This window comes from Nonomuraea sp. NPDC049141, from assembly GCF_040648415.1.
Classification (GTDB): Bacteria; Actinomycetota; Actinomycetes; order Streptosporangiales; family Streptosporangiaceae; genus Nonomuraea.
Genome location: NZ_JBEZDR010000025.1, coordinates 166,388 through 185,137, shown reverse-complemented (window position 1 = coordinate 185,137; position 18,750 = coordinate 166,388). Strand labels below are relative to the sequence as shown.

General features: G+C 70.3%; 18 protein-coding genes. 13 read left to right on the top strand and 5 right to left on the bottom strand.

What is annotated here, in order from left to right; translation table 11 throughout:
* Nucleotides 1–92 precede the first annotated feature (92 nt).
* On the top strand, nt 93–2,831 hold the full coding sequence (locus tag AB0B91_RS51265) for a BTAD domain-containing putative transcriptional regulator (protein WP_358337726.1): 2,739 nt from the start codon (nt 93–95) through the stop codon (nt 2,829–2,831).
* A gap of 38 nt (nt 2,832–2,869) precedes the next feature.
* On the opposite strand, the gene AB0B91_RS51260 is transcribed toward AB0B91_RS51265, so the two are convergent.
* The 3 genes from AB0B91_RS51260 to AB0B91_RS51250 form a co-directional block, all read right to left on the bottom strand.
* Complete coding sequence (locus AB0B91_RS51260; protein ID WP_358337724.1) at nt 2,870–4,033, bottom strand: MFS transporter; 1,164 nt, start codon at nt 4,031–4,033, stop codon at nt 2,870–2,872.
* Between the two features lie 126 nt (nt 4,034–4,159).
* Nucleotides 4,160–5,077: a LysR family transcriptional regulator gene (locus AB0B91_RS51255; protein WP_358337721.1), complete on the bottom strand. Its 918-nt coding sequence runs from the start codon at nt 5,075–5,077 to the stop codon at nt 4,160–4,162.
* Nucleotides 5,074–6,018, bottom strand: a complete 945-nt coding sequence (locus AB0B91_RS51250) for a LysR family transcriptional regulator (protein ID WP_358337718.1) — start codon at nt 6,016–6,018, stop codon at nt 5,074–5,076. Before AB0B91_RS51250 ends, AB0B91_RS51255 begins: the two co-directional genes overlap by 4 nt.
* 99 nt (nt 6,019–6,117) lie before the next feature.
* Here AB0B91_RS51250 and AB0B91_RS51245 point away from each other — a divergent pair, with 99 nt between their 5' ends.
* From AB0B91_RS51245 to AB0B91_RS51215, 7 genes are read left to right on the top strand one after another with little or no spacing between them, the layout of a single operon-like run.
* Entirely contained in the window at nt 6,118–7,086 is a 969-nt protein-coding gene (locus tag AB0B91_RS51245) for a fumarylacetoacetate hydrolase family protein (RefSeq protein ID WP_358337715.1), read from the top strand.
* On the top strand, nt 7,076–8,020 hold the full coding sequence (locus AB0B91_RS51240; protein ID WP_358337712.1) for a cyclase family protein: 945 nt from the start codon (nt 7,076–7,078) through the stop codon (nt 8,018–8,020). The genes AB0B91_RS51245 and AB0B91_RS51240 overlap by 11 nt, the downstream gene beginning before the upstream one ends.
* A gap of 7 nt (nt 8,021–8,027) precedes the next feature.
* A complete protein-coding gene (locus tag AB0B91_RS51235) occupies nt 8,028–9,140 on the top strand; it encodes an FAD-dependent monooxygenase (RefSeq protein WP_358337709.1) in 1,113 nt (370 codons plus the stop codon).
* Nucleotides 9,137–10,135, top strand: a complete 999-nt coding sequence (locus tag AB0B91_RS51230) for an amidohydrolase family protein (protein WP_358337706.1) — start codon at nt 9,137–9,139, stop codon at nt 10,133–10,135. The genes AB0B91_RS51235 and AB0B91_RS51230 overlap by 4 nt, the downstream gene beginning before the upstream one ends.
* Complete coding sequence (locus AB0B91_RS51225; RefSeq protein ID WP_358337703.1) at nt 10,132–11,064, top strand: VOC family protein; 933 nt, start codon at nt 10,132–10,134, stop codon at nt 11,062–11,064. The genes AB0B91_RS51230 and AB0B91_RS51225 overlap by 4 nt, the downstream gene beginning before the upstream one ends.
* Nucleotides 11,064–11,999 (top strand): fumarylacetoacetate hydrolase family protein, encoded by a 936-nt coding sequence (locus AB0B91_RS51220; protein WP_358337700.1) that lies wholly within the window; start codon nt 11,064–11,066, stop codon nt 11,997–11,999. The genes AB0B91_RS51225 and AB0B91_RS51220 overlap by 1 nt, the downstream gene beginning before the upstream one ends.
* Nucleotides 12,000–12,006: 7 nt before the next feature.
* Nucleotides 12,007–12,786, top strand: coding sequence for an SDR family NAD(P)-dependent oxidoreductase (locus AB0B91_RS51215; RefSeq protein WP_358337697.1), 780 nt, complete (start codon nt 12,007–12,009; stop codon nt 12,784–12,786).
* Here AB0B91_RS51215 and helR read toward each other — a convergent pair.
* Both helR and AB0B91_RS51205 read right to left on the bottom strand, forming a co-directional pair.
* On the bottom strand, nt 12,773–14,923 hold the full coding sequence (helR, locus tag AB0B91_RS51210) for an RNA polymerase recycling motor ATPase HelR (protein ID WP_358337694.1): 2,151 nt from the start codon (nt 14,921–14,923) through the stop codon (nt 12,773–12,775). The two genes, AB0B91_RS51215 and helR, sit on opposite strands and share 14 nt — an antisense overlap.
* 269 nt (nt 14,924–15,192) lie before the next feature.
* Nucleotides 15,193–15,687, bottom strand: coding sequence for a carboxymuconolactone decarboxylase family protein (locus tag AB0B91_RS51205; protein WP_358337691.1), 495 nt, complete (start codon nt 15,685–15,687; stop codon nt 15,193–15,195).
* A gap of 139 nt (nt 15,688–15,826) precedes the next feature.
* Between AB0B91_RS51205 and sigJ the strand changes: the two genes are divergently transcribed.
* From sigJ to AB0B91_RS51180, 5 genes are read left to right on the top strand one after another with little or no spacing between them, the layout of a single operon-like run.
* Nucleotides 15,827–16,738, top strand: coding sequence for an RNA polymerase sigma factor SigJ (sigJ, locus tag AB0B91_RS51200; protein WP_358337688.1), 912 nt, complete (start codon nt 15,827–15,829; stop codon nt 16,736–16,738).
* Nucleotides 16,739–16,792: 54 nt separating this feature from the next.
* Nucleotides 16,793–17,203: a VOC family protein gene (locus tag AB0B91_RS51195; RefSeq protein ID WP_358337685.1), complete on the top strand. Its 411-nt coding sequence runs from the start codon at nt 16,793–16,795 to the stop codon at nt 17,201–17,203.
* 13 nt (nt 17,204–17,216) lie between these two features.
* Nucleotides 17,217–17,681, top strand: coding sequence for a helix-turn-helix transcriptional regulator (locus tag AB0B91_RS51190; RefSeq protein WP_358337682.1), 465 nt, complete (start codon nt 17,217–17,219; stop codon nt 17,679–17,681).
* A 5-nt stretch (nt 17,682–17,686) separates the two neighbouring features.
* Nucleotides 17,687–18,295: a glyoxalase gene (locus AB0B91_RS51185; RefSeq protein ID WP_358337679.1), complete on the top strand. Its 609-nt coding sequence runs from the start codon at nt 17,687–17,689 to the stop codon at nt 18,293–18,295.
* Entirely contained in the window at nt 18,292–18,744 is a 453-nt protein-coding gene (locus AB0B91_RS51180; protein ID WP_358337676.1) for a pyridoxamine 5'-phosphate oxidase family protein, read from the top strand. The genes AB0B91_RS51185 and AB0B91_RS51180 overlap by 4 nt, the downstream gene beginning before the upstream one ends.
* Nucleotides 18,745–18,750 lie beyond the last annotated feature (6 nt).

Sequence of the window (18,750 nt, the reverse complement as noted above, 5' to 3'; positions counted from 1 at the left end):
CCGGACAGGCTGGTATAGCGGCCACGGTCTTTGAACTTGTCGTCGGCGGCCCCTAGGCTCAGCCGAATGCACAGGGGTGGAGGGCGGGTCGCTTGATCCACTTCAGCGTCCTGGGCGCGCTACGAGTGAGCAGCGCCGGAGCGGAGATCCCCTTGTCCGGGCCCAAGCAGCGCATCGCGCTCGCGACGTTGCTGCTGCACGCCAACGAACGCGTCTCCGCCGACCACCTGATCACGCGGATGTGGGACGGTGACGAGTCGGCCAACGCGCGAGCGGCCCTGCAGACCCACCTGACCCGCCTGCGCCAGGCCCTGGGCGCCCCCGGTCTCATCCGGACCTTCGACGGCAGCTACACCATCACCGCCACCCCCGACAGCCTCGACCTGCTGCGTTATCGGGAGATCTGCCGACGATCCCGCAGGGGTGAGCCGGCCGAGGAGCTGGCCGCGCTGACCGAGGCGATGGCGCTGTGCGGAGAGCCGCTGCTGGCGAACGTCCCCTCGGAGGCACTCCATCGCGAGGAGATTTCCCTGCTCGTCGAGGAGCAGCTGCGTACCCTGGAACGCTGGTCGGACCTCCACCTCGAATGGGGCAGGCCGGAGCAGGGGATCGCCGTCCTCAGGGCCGCCACCGCCAGGCATCCCTACAGCGAGCGCCTGTGGGCCAACCTCATCCGCGCCCTGCACCGCTCGGGACGGCAGGCGGAGGCCATGGAGGCCTATCAGAGCGTCACCCACCGCCTCCGCGAGGACCTGGACGTACGCCCCGGCGAGCTGTTACGCCGGGCCCACCAGTCCATCCTGACCGCGGGCGAGACCGAGGTGGTCGGCGCCTCGATGACGCCGCAGCAACTGCCCTCCGGCGTCGCGCACTTCACCGGGCGGCTGGCCGAGCTGGACCGGCTGGACCGGCTCGTGGCCGACGTGCCGGGGCGTACTGAGATCGTGGTGATCGGCGGCCCGGGAGGCGCGGGCAAGTCCGCGCTGGCGGTCCATTGGGCGCATCAGATGATCGACCGCTTCCCCGGCGGGCAGCTCTACCTGAACCTGCGCGGGTTCGGCCCCGGTGCGCCCATGGAACCGATGGTCGCCATCGAGACGCTGCTGCGCGCGATGGGCGTCTCCGCCACCAGCCTGTCCGCGGACCTGGACGCGCGCGCGGCGATGCTGCGCAGCACGCTGGCGGGCCGGCGCATGCTTCTCCTCCTGGACAACGCCCGCGACAGCGCGCAGGTACGGCCCCTGCTGCCGGGGGCCAACTCGCTGGTCCTGGTCACCAGCCGCAACCAGCTCCGCGGGCTGGCCGCGAGAGACGGCGCCCGCCAGCTCACTCTCGACACCCTCACCGGGCCCGAATCCCTTGAGCTGCTGGAGAAGGTGATCGGCGCGCGACAGGTGGCCGACGAGCGTGACGCGGCCGTACGCCTGGTGGAGCTCTGCGCCGGCCTTCCGCTGGCGCTGTCCGTCATCGCGGAACGTGCCCACCGCGGCGGCGGCCTGGCCAGGATCGTCAGCGCGCTGGAGGACGAGAAGGCCCGCCTGGAGCAGTTCCGGATCGGCGAGGACGACCCCCTCGCCGATCTCAACACCGCCCTGCTGTGGTCCTACCGGGCGCTGACCCCGCCGGTGGCCAGGATGTTCCGCCTGCTCGGCCTGCATCCCACCGGAGACCTCTCGCTGGAGGCCGCGGCCGCGCTCGTCGGCGTGCCGCCGTGGGAGGCGAACGCGCTGCTCGACCAGCTCGTCGCCGCCCATCTCGTCAAGCAGGTCCAGCCGGACCGCTTCGAGCTGCACGACCTGGTGCACCTGTACGCCACCGGCCGCGCCATGGAGGAGGAGCGGGCCGGTGAGCGCGACGCGGCGGTGGACCGGCTGCTGGACTGGTACCTGTACACCGTCGTCGAGGCCGACCGGCAACTGCTGCCCCACCGCGTCCGGGACTTCGTCGAGCCGTACACCACCGAGATCCCGCCACTGGCGTTCGGCGACCACCGCCAGGCGACGAGCTGGCTGGAACGGGAGTATCACTGCCTGCGCTCCGTGATCGCCTGCGCAGCGGCGAGCGGCCAGGCCGGGCACGCGTGGCGCATCTCCATCGCCATGACCACCTTCTTCGACCGGTACATCCCCTGGCACGACGGCCTGGAGTTCGCCCGGTCGGCGCTGCGGGCGGCCGAGATCGCCGGCGAGCCGGCCGGGCAGGGCTACACACTCAACTCCCTCGGCTGCGTCCACTTCGACATGGGCGACCACCCGGCCGCCCTGTCCTGCTTCGAGCGGTCGCTGTCCCACTTCCAGCAGGCCGGACACGCCAGAGGCGAGGCGATGGTGCTGGGCAACATCGGCCTGGTCCACGGCGAACTCGGCGATCCCGCCGAGGGCAGGCGCTGTCTGGAACGGGCGCTGACACTGTACGAACGGCTCGGCGGTCAGTACGGAATCGCGCACCTCCTCGACAATCTGGGCACCGTGAGCCACCTGGCCGGCGACCACGTGCTCGCGGTTCACTACTTCCGCCGGGCCCTCGATGCCGCCGCCCTCAACGGCAACACCGATGTGCGCGGCGACGTCCTGAGTCATCTCGGACGTGCGTACGCGGCCCTGCGAGATTGGCGCCGGGCCCTGCGCTCCTTCCGCGAGGCGGTGGCCCTTTACCAGGGCAAGGGCAACCGCCGCTGGCTGGCTACGGCCCTGACCGACCTGGGCCAGGCCCTGGCGGACGCCGGCCGGCGCGAACCGGCCAGACAGGTCCTGCAGTCCGCGCTGGCCGAATGGAAGGCCATGGACGACCCCCGGGTGGGGGAAGTCGTGGCGATCCTGGAAACGATCTAGCCCGCATATCGTGCAGGGCTTGGTCTTGGACCGCGCTGTTATGACGCCTCTTGGGCTGCCGGGGCGTTGAGCGGTTCGGTTGGAACGGTCAAGATCGTCGCGGTGAGGATGGCCAGGACCAGTGACGCGACTCCGATGACCGCGAGGGAGAGACCGAGCCCTCCGGTTGCCGCGGTCAGGGCGCTGACGAGCAGCGGAGAGAGGAATTCCCCGAGGAACAGAGCGCCCGTCCACAGGCCGGTTCCGCGACCGCGCTGGGCGAAGGGCAGCTTGTTGACCGCCCAGGTGAGCAGTGTGGGGAGCAGAACACCGGTGGCGAAGCCGGTCAGTACGGCACCCGCGATGATCAAGGGAACCGCTTGTGCCATGAAGATCAGCAGTAGGCCGAGGCCGGATACCACGAATTCGGCGATGAGCAGCGTCCGCGCCCCACGGGCGGAGACCTTGGCGAACAGGCCGGCTCCGATGGCGGTCGCCAGCGATACGAGCGCGGTGATGCCGCCGATCGCGGCCGTGTCGGAGACCCCCGCGTCGTCCAGGACATAGGACAGCTGGACGATGAGCGTGTAGAAGACGACGCCCCCGCCGATGGTGACCAGACAAGGGAGGGCCAGGATGCGCCATGGCCACGGGCTGCGTTCCTTGTGGTGCGAGGCAGCCGGTTGCCACAGAAGGACGGCCATGGGAATCGCGGCGAGCGCGGCCGCCGCGTACAGCCAGAACGGCGTGCGCCACCCGTCGGCCCCGAGCAATCCGCCCAGCGCGAAGAAGGCGGTCGCGGCCACGGTGGCGACCAAGGTCTGCAGCCCCAGATAGCGGACCCGGAGGGGGCCCGACCAGTAGTCGGAGATCAGGGTCGTGCAGCAGGTCATGATGGCCGCTTCACACACGCCGACGAGCACGCGGCTGGCCAGGATCGCCTGGATCGAGTCCAAGTAGAGCGGCGCGGTCCCGAAGATCGCGTAGCTGACCATGGCGGCGATCAGTAGGCGCTTGCGGTCGAACTTGTCGGCGATGGCGCCGGCGAAGGGTGCTCCGAGTGCGATGAACAGCGCCGGAACGGTCAAGATCACTGGGACCAGCACGTCCACGCCCGGCGTGGCGGCGAAGTGCTGGCTGATGCGGGGGAGGACAGGCGAGAGCAGGACGGCGCCCAGCACGGGCATGCAGCTGCCGATGAGCAGCAGAATCAGCTGCGGCAAACCCGCCTGCTTCACGGTGGCCGGCTGTGACATGCGGGCCTCGCTTGATGTCGCGGGGAATGTGCAGCATCACTGTTGGACACCGGACGCGGTGCGCGGAAGACGGAAAGTCGTGATGCCCGTTATTCAGCGGGTGGATGGCTCGGGGGCTTCTCGCAGGGCCTGTCCCACCTCGGTAGCTCTTTCACGCAACCAGATGTGCGCGGGGTCGTGCTTGTGGTGCGGATGCCACCACAGGGCCATCTGTACCGGGACGGCGGGGAAGGGGCACGGCTCGACGCGTACGCGCGCGCCGCCGACCGAGAGACGAGCCAGTCGCTCCTGTATGAGGGCGACCCTCCGGGTCTTCTCCACCAGCAGGGGCAGCAGCTGGAAGGTAGGGGCATAGACCTCCACCCGCGGACTCGTCCCCATCATGCTGAGCTGCCGGGCGACCGGGGCGTCGTAGGCGCGCTGGTACACCACCCAGGGCAGGCGGTTGAGATCATCGAGAGTCGGCCCGCCGGGTACGTCGGGATGATCGTCGGCGATCAGGCACACCCAGCGGTCCTGGTACAGCTCCACGGCGGGCAGGCCGTCGATGACGCCGTGCGGCAGGACCATCCCGTCGATCGTGCTGAGCACGGTGGCGGCGTTCTCCACCAGCGCCGGGGAGAGGTGGCGCAGATGGAGACGGATCTGGGGGGCGTGCTCGTGCAGGACGCGGGCCAACGCGGCGCCGAAGACCGCGGCGCCGTAGTCGGAGCAGGCCAGCGTGAAGTCGCGGGGTTCGGCCGGGTCGAAGGACGCCTGAGCGCTGAAGACCCGATCCAGCATGTCGCAGGCGGCCGCGCTTCGCTCCCGCAGGATGGCCGCCAGCGGGGTCAGTTCGTAGGCGTTGCCGGCGCGGGTGAGCAGGGGGTCGCCATAGTGGCGGCGAAGGCGCGCCAGCGCGGCGCTCATGGCGGGCTGGCTGAGGCCGAGCCGCGCGGCGGCCCGGGTGACGTTGCGTTCCTCCAGCAGTGCCCGGAGTGCGGCGACGAGGTTGAAGTCGAGATGTGTCATGTGGTCGCCTCGTGTCCGTTGTCGGAGAGAGCCGGTGGATCCGGGAGCTCGGCGGCCACCCGTTCGGCGGTTTCGCGTAGCCAGATGTGGGCGGCGTCGTGGGTGTGCACCGGGTGCCACCACATGGCCTCCTGCAGCGGCACCGCCTCGAACGGGCATGGCAGCGCGCGGACGGGGGCGAGGTCGCGCAGCAGGTGCGCGAGCCGCTGCTGCACGAGGGCGACCCGGCGGGTACCGGCCACCAGTGACGGCAGGAGCTGGAAGCTCTGCACGGACACCTCCACGTGCGGTTCCAGCCCGAGCATGGTGAGCTGGCGGGTGACCGGGGTGTCGAAGGTGCGCTGGTAGACCACCCATGGCAGGCGGGCCAGATCGTCCAGCATGATGTGCTCGCCGATCTCCGGATGTCCGGCTGACACCAGGCACACCCATTCGTCGCGGTAGAGCTCGACCGCGGGCAGGCCGGAGATCACGCCGTGCGGCATGAGCATGCCGTCCACGCTGGGCAGCAGGGTTTCGGGGTTCTCCACGATGTCGGGCGGCAGGTGCCGGAAGTGCAGTCGTACGCCGGGCGCCGACTCGTGCAGCACGCGGGCCAGCCGCGCGCCGAAGACCGCGATCGCGTAGTCGGAGGAGAGCAAAGTGAAGTCGCGCTGTTCGGTGGCCGGATTGAAGTCGGCGCGGCTGGTGAACAGCCGTTCCAGCGTGGCGTAGGCGTTGGCGACGGGCGCGCGCAGGGCGGTGCCGAGCGGGGTCAGCTCGTAGCGGTTGCCCTGTCTGACCAGCAGTTCGTCGGAGAAGTGGCGGCGGAGTCTGGCCAGGGCGGCGCTCATCGCGGGCTGGCTCAGTCCGATGCGCAGGCCGGCCTTGGTGACGTTGCGCTCTTCCAACAGCGCGCGCAGGGCGACGAGGAGGTTGAGGTCGAGGTTGGCGAGGTTCACGCACATATCCATGTCGTGGATGGCTTACATCTGAAGAATCAATTTCCCAAATTCTTATGGGTGGCTCAAGGTTAAGGCATCGCATCCGGAGGAAACCTCATGGAAACATCCCTGTCTCTCGCCGGCCCTTTCGCGCTCGGGTCCTTCTCCGCTGGGACCGCCCCGGCCTTTCCCGGCCTGGTCGTCGGTGACCGCGTCCTGGACCTGCGTCCTGTCGTCCCCGCGCCGACCACGCGCGCGCTGCTGGAGAGCTGGGAAGACGTCCTGCCGCTGCTGCACGACGCCGCGTCGACGTCTTCGGGGGCGTGGTTGCCGCTGGCGGAGCTGCGGGTGCACGCGCCCGTCGAGCCGCGGCAGATCCTGCAGTCCGGCGCGAACTACCGCACCCACGTGATCGACCTGGCCGTGGCGCACGAGCCCGCCGGCGGGCGGCCGGCCGAGCAGGTGCGGGCCGAGGTCGGGGCGATGATGGACCGCCGCGCGGCCGAGGACCAGCCGTACATGTTCGTCGGCCTGCCCTCCTCAGTCACCGGCCCGTACGACGACGTGGTGATCCCGGCCTGGTGCGTGAAGCCGGACTGGGAGCTGGAGCTGGCAGCGGTGATCGGCCGCCCGGCGTTCCGGGTGGATCCGGAGGACGCGCTGGAGCACGTGGCCGCCTACACCATCGCCAACGACATCACCGCGCGCGAGCTGGTGTTCCGCCGCGACATGCCGGAGATCGGCACCGACTGGCTGCGGGCCAAGAACGCGCCCACGTTCACACCGCTCGGCCCGTACCTGGTGCCGGCCGCGTTCGTGCCCGACCCGTCGAACCTGCGAGTGACGCTGCGGCTCAACGGCGAGGTCATGCAGGACGAGTCTACCAAGGACATGATCTTCGACGTGGCGCGGCTCGTCTCCTACGCTTCGCAGACCGTGGAGCTACTGCCCGGCGATCTCGTGCTCACCGGCAGCCCGGCCGGGAACGGTCTGCACCACGGCCGCCTGCTGCGCTCCGGTGACGTGATGGAAGGCACGATCACCGGGCTCGGCGTGCAGCGGAACGGATGCCGCGATGAACGCTGAGGACTCCATCGCCGAGGCCGCCGCGAAGTACTCCAACTGGGGCCGATGGGGCGCCGACGACGTGCTCGGCACGATCAACTTCATCGGTACGGCCGAACGGGCCGGCGCCGCCCGGCTGGTCCGGCGCGGCGTGAGCTTCTCGCTGGCGCAGCGGTTCGACATGAACGGCCCGCAGAAGGGCTGGCGGCGGCGGACCAACCCGGTGCACACCATGCTCGACACCGGCACGGACGCGGTCCACGGCGACCAGGGCTTCCCGCACGGCCTGGGCGGCGCGGACGACACGATCTTCATGCCGCTGCAGTGCTCCACCCAGTGGGACGGCCTGGGCCACATCTTCGACCACGGCCGGGCATGGAACGGCCGCCCCGCCGACAAGGTCGTCACCAGCGAGGGCGACCAGGTCACCGGCATCGAGCACCTGGCCGCCCCCGTGGCAGGGCGCGGGGTGCTGCTGGACGTCGGCCGGGTGATCGGCGACGGCGAGCTGCCGGACGGGTTCGCCATCGCCGAGGAGCACCTGACGGCCACGGCCGAGGCGCACGGCGTCCGGGTGGGGTCCGGCGACCTCGTGTGCGTGCGCACCGGCCGGCTGGCCAGGGCGAAGCGCGAGGGCTGGGGCGAGTACGCGGGCGGACCCGCGCCGGGCCTGTCGTTCTGGAGCGCGGGCTGGCTGCATCGTACCGAGATCGCCGCCATCGCCACCGACACCTGGGGCTTCGAGGTGCGCCCCAACGAGTTCGAGAACTCCTTCCAGCCCCTGCACCAGGTCGTCCTCCCGCACCTGGGCCTGCTCGTCGGCGAGATGTGGGACCTGGACGCGCTCGCCGCCGACTGCGCCGCCGACGGCGTCTACGACTTCTTCCTCACCGCCGCGCCCCTGCCCATCACCGGCGCGGTCGGATCCCCCGTCAACCCCCTCGCCATCAAATGAGGCCCGTATGCCAGCAGTAGGGAACGTCCTCATCGTCGGCGGCGGCACCGCCGGCTCGGCCCTGGCGATCCTGCTCGCCCGTGCCGGAGTCGCCGTGGACATCGCGGAGATCGAGCCGGCCCCGACCACGTTCGGCTCGGGCATCACCTTGCAGGGCAACGCCCTGCGAGTGCTGCGCGACCTCGGCGTTTGGGAGCAGGTCAGCGCGGCCGGGTTCGGGTTCGACACGCTCGGGTTGCGCGCGCCCGACGGCGGCCTGCTCGCCGAGATCCCCGACGTCCGCACCGGCGGCGCCGACCTGCCCGCCACCCTCGGCATGAACCGGCCCGAACTGGCAGCCGTCCTTGCCACCGCCGTACGCGAGGCAGGGGTACGTGTCAGGTACGGGCTCACCGTGGACAGCGTCACAGCTGACGGCCGGGTGCGCCTGTCCGACGGCACGACCGCCGGCTACGACCTGGTCGTGGGCGCCGACGGAATCCGCTCCAAGGTCCGCGGCCTGATCGGCATCGGCCTGGCGCCCGAGCCGACCGGCATGGGCATCTGGCGCATCCACACCCGCCGCCCCAAGCAGGTGGAGCGCACCGATCTGATCTACGGTGGCCCCTGCTTCATCGCCGGCTACTGCCCGACCAGCGACGACACCATGTACGCCTACCTCGTTGAGAAGGCCCGTCCCCGGGAGGCCGTCGGCGACAAGGCCGGGCACATGCGCGCCCTCGCCGAAGGGTACGGCGGGGTCTGGGCGGAGATCCGCGAGGACATCACCGACCCGGCTCGCATCAACTACACGTGGTTCGAGTCGTTGCTCGTGGATCGCCCGTGGAACCGCGGACGCGTCGTGCTGATCGGCGACGCCGCGCACGCCTGCCCGCCCACGCTCGCCCAGGGCGCCGCCCAGTGCCTGGAGGACGCCGCCGTCTTGGCCGAACTGCTGCTCGCCGCCGACCGGCTCGACGAGGAGCTGTTCGACGTCTTCATGGCCCGCCGCCACGACCGGGTCAAGGCCGTGGTCGAAGCGTCGGTACAGCTCGCGCGCTGGCAGCTCGACGGGGTGCGCGACGCGGACGTGCCCGGCCTGATGGGACGGATCGCGGCGATGGTGAGCGAGCGCCCATGACGACCGTGGACGTACACGCGCACCTGCTGTTGCCCGAGATCGAGCGGGCAGTGGCCGGACAGCCCGGCCACGCCGCGCACCGGGAGCTGGACGCGCGCCGCAACGGCCCCGACGCGCTCGCCGTGTCGGGCGCGATGGTCGGCGAGCGGATCGGCCTGCTCACCCGGGTCGCCGACCGCCTGACGGCCATGGACGAGGCGGGTGTGGACGTGCAGATCGTCAGCCCGTCGCCCTCTCACTACCACTACTGGGCCGACCATGATCTTGCCGGGGAGGTGTGCCGCCTGGCCGCCGAGGGCGTCGCCGGGCACGTGGCCGAGGCGCCCGACCGCCTGTACGGCCTCGGCCTGGCCCCGCTCCAGCACCCTGCCCTGATGGCGCAGACCCTGGACCACGCACTGGACCTGGGGCTGAAAGGGGTGGAGATCTCCTCGCACGCCCCCGGCCGCGAGCTGTCCGACCCCGCCTACGAACCGTTCTGGGCGCGCGCCGCGGAGTCGGGCGCGGTGGTGTTCCTGCACCCGTTCGGCTGCACGCTCGACGAACGTCTGAACCGCTGGTACCTGTCCAACATCGTCGGCCAGCCTGTCGAGAACGCCGTCGCCCTCTCCCACCTGATCTTCTCCGGTGTGCTCGACCGGCATCCCGGCCTGAAGCTGCTGGCGGCGCACGGCGGCGGCTACCTGCCGTACTACCTGGGCCGGTCCGACCACGGTTGGCGCGAGCGGCCCGACGCCCGCGGCTGTGCCCGCGAACCGAGCAGCTACCTGCGCCTGCTGCACTTCGACTCCCTGGTGCACGACCCGGCCGTGCTGCGCGAGCTGGTCCGGGCCGCCGGGCCCCAGCGCGTGCTGCTCGGCTCCGACTTCCCCTTCGACATGGGCGAACCCGACCCCCTTGCCGCCCTGCGCGCGGCCGGGCCCGACTCCACGACCTTCGACGCCATCCGCGGCGGTAACGCCATCCGCCTGTTCGACCTGAAGGACGGCTCATGAGACTCATCACTCATTTGCGGCACGTCGCTCTCGCCGTGCCCGATTACGACAAGCAGCGAGACTTCTACTCCGGCGTCTGGGGCCTGACCGAGGTCGCCAACGACTCGGGGATCAGCTTCCTGGCCGCCGAGGGCTCGCCCGAGCGGTACGTCATCCGGCTGCGCAAGGCGGAGGAGAAGCGCCTGGACCTGGTCTCCTTCGGCGCCGCGAGCCCCGCCGACGTGGACGCCCTGGCCGAACGGCTGCGCGCCGCCGAGGTCAGGCTCATCACCGAGCCCGGCAAGATGGACACCCCCGGCGGCGGGTACGGCTTCCGCTTCTTCGACCTCGACGGCCGTACCATCGAGGTCTCCGCGGACGTCGCCGTGCGCGGGCACCGCAAGCTGGAGGCCAAGGAGTCGGTGCCGGTCCGCCTCTCCCACGTGGTGCTCAACGCGCCCGACATCGACGCGACCCGCACCTGGTACGAGACCCACCTCGGCTTCGCCCTCTCCGACACCCTCGCCCACCCCCACATGGGCCAGGTCATGCACTTCATGCGCTGCAACCCCCAGCACCACAGCATGGCCATCGCCCGCGGCCCGCACGCCTCCCTGCATCACGTCAGTTTCGAGCTGCGCGGGCTGGACGAGTACATGTACGGGACAGGCAGGCTGCTGCGCGCCGGCGTTCACATGATCTGGGGCCCCGGCCGCCACCTCGCCGGCGACAACACCTTCTCCTACTTCCTCGACCCGCACGGCAACACCGTCGAGTACACCACCGAGCTGGAGGAACTGGACGAGGACGCCTGGCACCCGCACGTCCACGACTTCTCCCAGCCCGAGGTCACCGACCAGTGGGGCACCGCCAACCCCATGAACGAGCTGATCGCCAAGGAATCGTTCAACGACGTCGACCGCGGCGTGTTCGTCGCCCCGCCCGTCTGATGCGCCTGGCCACCTACACCCACGAGGGCCACGTCCGCTGCGGCGTCGTGGCAGGCGGCATGGTCGCCCCGGTGCACGGCGACCTGCTCGGCCTGCTCCGGCAGGGCCGCCTCGACGTGGAGCCCACAGGGGAGCCGGTCCCGCTGCCCGAGGTGCGGCTGCTGGCGCCGTTCCAGCCGCCGACCGTCCGTGACTTCGTCGCCTTCGAGGAGCACGTCGAAGGCGTGCGCAAGCACGTGGACGGCCGTGCCGGAGTGCCCGACGCCTGGTACGACGCGCCCGCCTTCTACTTCACCAACCCTTACGCCGTCATCGGCCCACATGACGACGTGCCGGTGCCGCCCGGCTGCCAAGCTTTCGACTTCGAACTGGAGGTTGCCGCCGTCATCGGCCGGGCCGGGCGCGACCTGACCCCCGAAGCCGCGCGGGAGCACATCGCCGGGTACCTGATCATGAACGACTGGTCCGCCCGCGACCTGCAGTCCCGCGAGATGCAGGTCAACCTGGGCCCGGCCAAGGGCAAGGACACCGCCACCACGCTCGGCCCCTGGCTGGTCACCGCCGACGAGTTGGCGCCGTACCGGGACACCGACGGCTTCTTGCGCCTGGCACTCACCGTCACCGTGAACGGGGCCGAGGTCGGCCGTGACCTGTTGTCCAACATGGGCTGGCCGTTCGAGGACCTGGTCGCCTACGCCTCCCGGGGCACGTGGGTCCGCCCCGGCGACGTGCTCGGCTCCGGCACCTGTGGCAACGGCGGCTGCCTGGCCGAGCTGTGGGGACTGCGCGGCCGGCAGGACCCACCCCCACTGCGACCCGGAGACGTGGTGGAGATCGCTGTCGAGGGCATCGGCGCCATCCGCAACACCGTTGTCGCCGGCGTGGATCCGGTGCCGCTGCCGAAGGCACGCCCTCGCCCGCGGCGCCGTCCTTAGGAGCTACATGAACCGCGTACAGGGCAAGGTCGTCGTGGTCACCGGAGCCGCCCGCGGCCAGGGCGCGGCCGAGGCCGTCGCCCTGGCCCGGGAAGGTGCCGAGGTCGTCGCCACCGACCTTGTTCCGCCCGAGCTGGAGGGCATCACCGGCCGCCGCCTGGACGTCACCGACGCCGCCTCCTGGGCAGGACTGGCGACGTGGCTGAGCGCCACGCACGGCCGGGTGGACGGTCTGGTCAACAACGCCGGCATCACTTGGCGCGCCCGCCTCGACGAAGTGACCGAAGCCGATATGTCCAGGGTGCACACCGTCAACCTCACCGGCCCGCTGCTCGGCATCCAGCACCTCACACCCCTGATGGAGGCCGGCGCCTCCATCGTCAACGTCGGCTCCGCCGCCGCCCTCACCGCCCACTACCCGATTGCCTATACCACCAGCAAATGGGCCCTGCGTGGCCTGTCCGCCGCCGCCAGCCTGGAACTCGGTCCGCGCGGTATCCGCGTCAACACCATCCATCCCGGCTTCATCGAGACCCCGATGACCGCCTCTGCCACCCCGCCCTTCCGCGAGGCCAACCTGGCCCAGACCCCGCTCGGCCGCACCGGCACCGTGGACGACGTCGCCCCGCTGGTCGTTTTCCTCGTCAGCGACGAGTCGTCGTACATCACGGGCGCCGAGATCCCGATCGACGGCGGCTACACCGCCCATCGTGGTGCCAAGCCCATCTCGGACGCGCTTCGCGAGGCACCGCCATCAACCCGTCCAGCCGACGTCAGGAGCTCGTGAGGATGACGAGCCGCTGGGTCGCTCGGGTCATCGCGACATAGCGGTCGACCGCTCCCTCGATGCCCTCGCCGAACGACTCCGGGTCGATGAGGACGACCAGGTCGAACTCGAGCCCCTTCGACAGCTCCGGAGTCAGCGACCGGACGCGGGACGTCGCCCGGAACGTGGGGTCGCCGATGACGCAGGCGATCCCGTCGGCATGGGCGGCGAGCCAGGTGTCGAGGATCGAGCCCAGGTCCGAAGTGGATCCGTGTACGACGGGGACGCCGCTGCCGCGGATGGAGGTCGGCACGTTGGCGTCCGGGAGCACGGCCCGGATGACCGGCTCGGCTTCCGCCATGATCTCTTCCGGGGTCCGGTAGTTGATGCTCAGGGAGGCCAGGTTGATCCGGTCGAGCCCGATCCGCTCAAGCCGTTCCTGCCACGACTCCGTGAACCCGTGCCTGGCCTGGGCACGGTCCCCGACGATGGTGAAGCTCCGGGACGGGCAGCGCAGCAGCAGCATCTGCCACTCCGCGTCGGTCAGCTCCTGCGCCTCGTCCACGACGACGTGGGCGAACGGGCCGGCGAGCAGGTCCGGTTCGGTGCTGAGCAGTGCGGCCTCGTCGACCAGGGCGTCCCGTAGGTCGTGTCCGCGAAGCATCGTCACCGCGCCTTCACCGTCGTCATCGGCCTCGAGCAGGTTGTCGACGACACTGGCCATGCGCTCGCGTTCGGCGGCGACAGCGGCCTTCTGCCGGCGCTTGCGTCGCGCCGCCTCCGGGTCGCCGAGGCGTTGCCGGGCCGCGTCCAGGAGCGGCAGGTCGGACACCGTCCAGGCCTGGGCGTCCGCGCGCTGCAGTCGCCGAACGTCGTCGGGGCTGAGCCAGGGAGCGCACATCCGCAGGTAGGCGGGGACCGTCCACAGGTCTCCGACGAGGTCTGCCGCTTCGATCAGCGGCCACGCGCGGTTGAAGATCGTGAGCAGCTCCCTGTTCCGCAGCAGTGACTTGCGGAGCAGGTCAGGCGAGATGTCCTCGTTGTCGTGCTTGTCGGCCAGGATCGTGAGCAGCTCCTCCCAGATCTGGTCGCGTGCCTCGTTGTGCGGAGTGCCGGGTTCCGCCGCTTCGAACGCCTCGGCCCAGTCGTCGGCGCTCAGCCGGATGTCGGACCAGGGGGTCGTGACCGTCAGCCCCTTGGTGGGCGGGTTCTCGTAGAACCTGACGGCCGGCTCGATCGCCTTCACCAGGTTCGCGGACGACTTCAGCAGGGCCACGTCCGGGTCGGGCTCGATCGCGGCAGCCCCTCCCTCGGCGACGAGGTCCCGCAGGGTGCAGGTCTGTACGCCCTCCTCTCCGAGGCTGGGCAGGACATCGGCGACGTAGGCCAGGTAGGGCTGGTGCGGACCGACGAACAGCACCCCGCCCCGGCGGTGACCGAGGCGAGGGTCGGAGTAGAGGAGGTAGGCGGAGCGGTGCAGGGCGACGACGGTCTTCCCCGTACCCGGACCGCCGTCGACGACGAGAGCGCCGCTGGATCCCGCGCGGATGATGGCGTCCTGGTCGGCCTGGATGGTGCCGAGCACGTCTCGCATCCTGGCCGACCGGTTGCCGCCCAGGCTGGCGATGAAGGCGGACTGGTCGTCGAGCGCGGCGTGCCCTTCGAACCCGTCCGAGGTGAACACCTCGTCCCAGTAGTCGCTGATCCGGCCGCGGGTCCAGCGGTACCTGCGGCGGCTTGCCAGCCCCATCGGGTTGCCGTGGGTGGCTCCGAAGAACGGCTCGGCCGCGGGGGAGCGCCAGTCGAGCAGCAGCCGGCGACCCTCTCTGTCCGTGAGGCCAAGTCGTCCGATGTACACGGGCTCGGGGTCGTCCGCGCTGACTATATGCCCGAGGCACAGGTCCAGGCCGAAGCGGCGCAGTGCGCGCAGGCGGGAGGTCAGCCGGTGGACCTCCAGGTCCCGGTCCAACGCCTGCCGGCCCTTGCCGCCGGGCGCCTTGCGCTCGGCGTCGAGGCGGTCGGACAGGTCGGCGATCGCCTGCTCAAGGCTGTCCGCGATGGCCGCGAAGTGCTGCTCGTCGCCGGCGATCAGCTTCGGGTCGGCCTTGGGAGAGAGGTGGTCGGGAAGGTCAAACGCGCTGGTGGTCAGCGGGTTCACGTGATTGGCTCCGATCTGAGGTCGCTGGCGCGTCTTTACTGGCTGACCGCGTCGAGCAGCAGCTTCGCGGCCACCGTCGGGCCGAGCGGCCAGCGGTTCGACGTCCCCGCGCGATCCCCATGTCGACAACGACACCCGCATTTCGTACCCCCATTTCCGCAGGTTCTGGCCCTACGGTCGGTAATCATGAGGCACGACCCGGGTCTTGCCGCAAGCCCCCCAGTGCGCTATACGTTGAGAGTGGAAAGGCGTGGATGCTCCCCTTTCCGTTACGTGCGGTAATTCTTCCCCAAGGGCTTACCAGGGATCGGCTTGGCGATGAGAGCGACGGGGATGAAGAAGCAGATCTGACCGATCACCAAGGTAAGCGTCCAGAGTGCCTTGTCGTCGTAGTGGGCGGATGCCCTGGCGTACAGCTCGTCGGGGACACGCTCCCCGAACGGGTTCGGGGTGAGGACGGCCTCCAGGAGCTCCAGCGCGACCCGTTCGGCATCGGTGAAGTAGGGGGCGTCCCGCCATGATGCCACGGCGGTGATGCGCTCCTCCGTCTCCCCGGCCTTGCGGAGGAGGCCGGTCTGCCGGACGGTATGGTACGTGGCGCCGACGATCTGCCCGGCGCGGAGCTGCACCAGACCGACGGTGGTCTGCGGAATCGCACCGTTCAGGGCGGCCTTGGACATGGCCCCGGCGATGCTTCCCACCTCGGGAAAGAACTGGGTGGGGTCGGGCATACGCGATCGAAGATCGGTCGTGGGTGTGGACATCGCGAGGTCTTCCTCTCTCGATTTCAGCGGTGTTTCAGTAGCCGACGACACAACCGCTGGGAATGTGAGACCTCACAGTTCAGGGCGCTGTTTCGTCGAATGGGTGAGGGCAGCCGCGACCAAGGGAGCCGACGACACCATGACCACCCCAGATCCGAGCCTGAGCGCGATCATGAGCGAGCGGCGTCAGCTGATCAATCTGGCGTACCGGCTGCTCGGCTCCCTGGCCGATGCCGAGGATGTCGTCCAGGAGACCTACACCCGCTGGTACGCCATGTCCCGGCAGCAGCAGGACGCCATCGAATCGCCCGGTGCCTGGCTGACGACGGTGGCCAGTCGCATCTGCCTGGACCTGCTCGGCTCGGCACGGGCCCGGCGGGAACGCTACGTGGGCGAATGGATCCCTGAGCCGCTGCCCGATCGTACGGAGTGGATCAGCGCGCGGCCGGGCGGCACCGCGGTCGATCCGGCCGAACGGGTCACGCTCGACGAGTCGATCAACATGGCCTTCCTCGTCGTGCTCGAATCGATGACCCCGGCCGAACGCGTCGCGTTCATCCTGCACGACGTCTTCTGCCACTCCTTCGCCGAAGTGGCCGAGATCGTCGGCCGTACGCCCGCGGCTTGCCGCCAGCTGGCCTCCTCGGCCCGCCGGCGCATTCGCACGTCGCAGGCGCCCGCGACTCCAGCGGTGCGGCAGGCCGGCATCGTCCGGGACTTCAAGCAGGCATGGCAGGCCAAGGACATCGCCGCCCTCATCAGCCTGCTCGACCCGGACGCCACGGCGATCGCCGACGGCGGCGGCCTGGTCAGCGCCGTGCTCCACCCCATCCAGGGCAGTGAGGACATCGCGCGCTACGCCATCGACATCGCCATCAGGGCGGCCGATCTGGTGATCCTGGAGCGTACGGTCAACGGCCAGCCCGGCCTGATCGGTCAGCGGGACGACGTCACCGAGATGGTGATGGCGTTCGACGTCGCAGGCGACCGGATCAAGCACATCTGGGCGGTACGCAACCCCGAGAAGCTCCGGCCGTGGACGGTGGCTTGATCGAGCAGGATCGGAGAAGCGCTGGTCATCGAGCTGTAGCTAGTGTGGACGGCTATGGACCTCACCATTCACACAACCGTCCTCCCGCATGACGACCCGGACGCCGCCCTGGCCTTCTACCGCGACACCCTCGGCTTCGAGGTACGCAGCGACGTCGGGCAGGGCACGATGCGCTGGATTACGGTCGGCCCCGTCGGCCAGCCCGGCACCTCCATCCTCCTGGCGCCGCCGGCCGCCGACCCCGGCATCACCGAGGACGAGCGCCGCACCATCACCGAGATGATGGCCAAGGGCACCTACGGCTGGATCCTGCTGGCCACCCGTGACCTCGACGACACCTTCGAGAAGCTGCAGGCCGGCGACGCCGAGGTCGTCCAGGAGCCGACGGAGCAGCCGTACGGCGTCCGCGACTGCGCCTTCCGCGACCCCGCGGGCAACCTGGTCCGCATCCAAGAGCTGCGCTGAAAGGAGTTCTCTCATGTGCCATCCCGCATGGGGGCGCGCGCTCACCGCGGCACAGCGCCTGAACGATCTCGCCCGGCTGCGCAGGGTCCGCGATCGGATCGATCGGGAGTACGCGCAGCCGCTGGACGTCGAGGCGCTCGCCCGTGGCGTGCACATATCGGCCGGGCATCTCAGCCGGCAGTTCCGGCTCGCGTACGGCGAGTCGCCGTACTCCTATCTGATGACGCGGCGCATCGAGCGCGCGATGGCGCTGCTGCGTCGTGGCGACCTCAGCGTCACCGAGGTCTGTTTCGCGGTCGGCTGCTCGTCGCTGGGCACGTTCAGCACTCGTTTCACCGAGCTGGTCGGCATGCCGCCCAGCGCCTACCAACGCCAGGCGGCGGGCGGCGCGGCGGGGATGCCGTCGTGCGTGGCGAAGCAGGTGACGAGACCGGTCAGGAATCGAGAAGCGCCGGTCATCGAGCCGCAACTAGCGTGACGGCCATGACTTCCATCGCATCCCTCACCCTCGAAGTGGCCGACACCGAGGCCGCCAGCCGCTTCTACACCGCTTTCGGTCTGGGCGCTCACGTGCGCCTGCGGGCCTCGGAGGTGCCGGCGACCGGCTTCCGTGGGTTCGTGCTGTCGCTCACGGTGTCCCAGCCCGCCACCGTCAACGCCTTCATCGGCGCCGCCCTCGACGCCGGCGCCACGTCGCTGAAGCCCGCCGCGAAGTCGTTCTGGGGCTACGGCGGCGTCGTACAGGCCCCGGACGGGACGATCTGGAAGATTGCGACGTCGGAGAAGAAGGACACCGGGCCTGCCCCTCAGCAGTTCGACGAGATGGTGCTCCTGCTGGGTGCCACGGACGTGGCCGCGAGCAAGCGGTTCTACGTCGACCAGGGCCTTGTCGTGGCGAAGAGCTTCGGCCGCAAGTACGTCGAGTTCGCCACCGAGTCGAGTCCGGTCAAGCTGGCGCTGTACGGGCGCCGTGCCCTCGCCAAGGATGTCGGCGTCCCCATGGACGGCACCGGATCGCATCGGATCACGCTCGGCAGCGATGCCGAGTCTTTCATCGACCCGGACGGGTTCGCATGGGAGGCCGCGGCATGACCGGCGCGCCGCCGCGTGAGCTCGAGGAGAGGCTGCGGGACACTCGCGCGAGACTGGAGGCAGACGTCGATCTCTGGGTCGCGACGCCGGGCTCGGCGGGCGTCCACCTCATCCCGCTCTCCTACCTCTGGGACGGGACCGCGTTCCTCATCTCGACGCCGAGCGCCTCGGTCACCGGCCGCAACCTGCTGGCGGACGGCCGGGTACGCCTCGGTCTCGGGCCGACGCGCGACGTCGTGGTCGTCGACGGCACCGCCGAGCCGGTGCACCTCGCCGACCTCGCCCCGGAGACGGGCGACGCGTTCGCGGCCAAGACCGGTTTCGACCCGCGCGAACTCGACGAGCCCTACCAGTACTTCCTGATCCGGCCACGGCGCATCCAGGCCTGGCGGGAGGCGAACGAGTTGCGGGGCCGCGACCTCATGCGCGACGGCCGCTGGCTCGGCTGACCACCG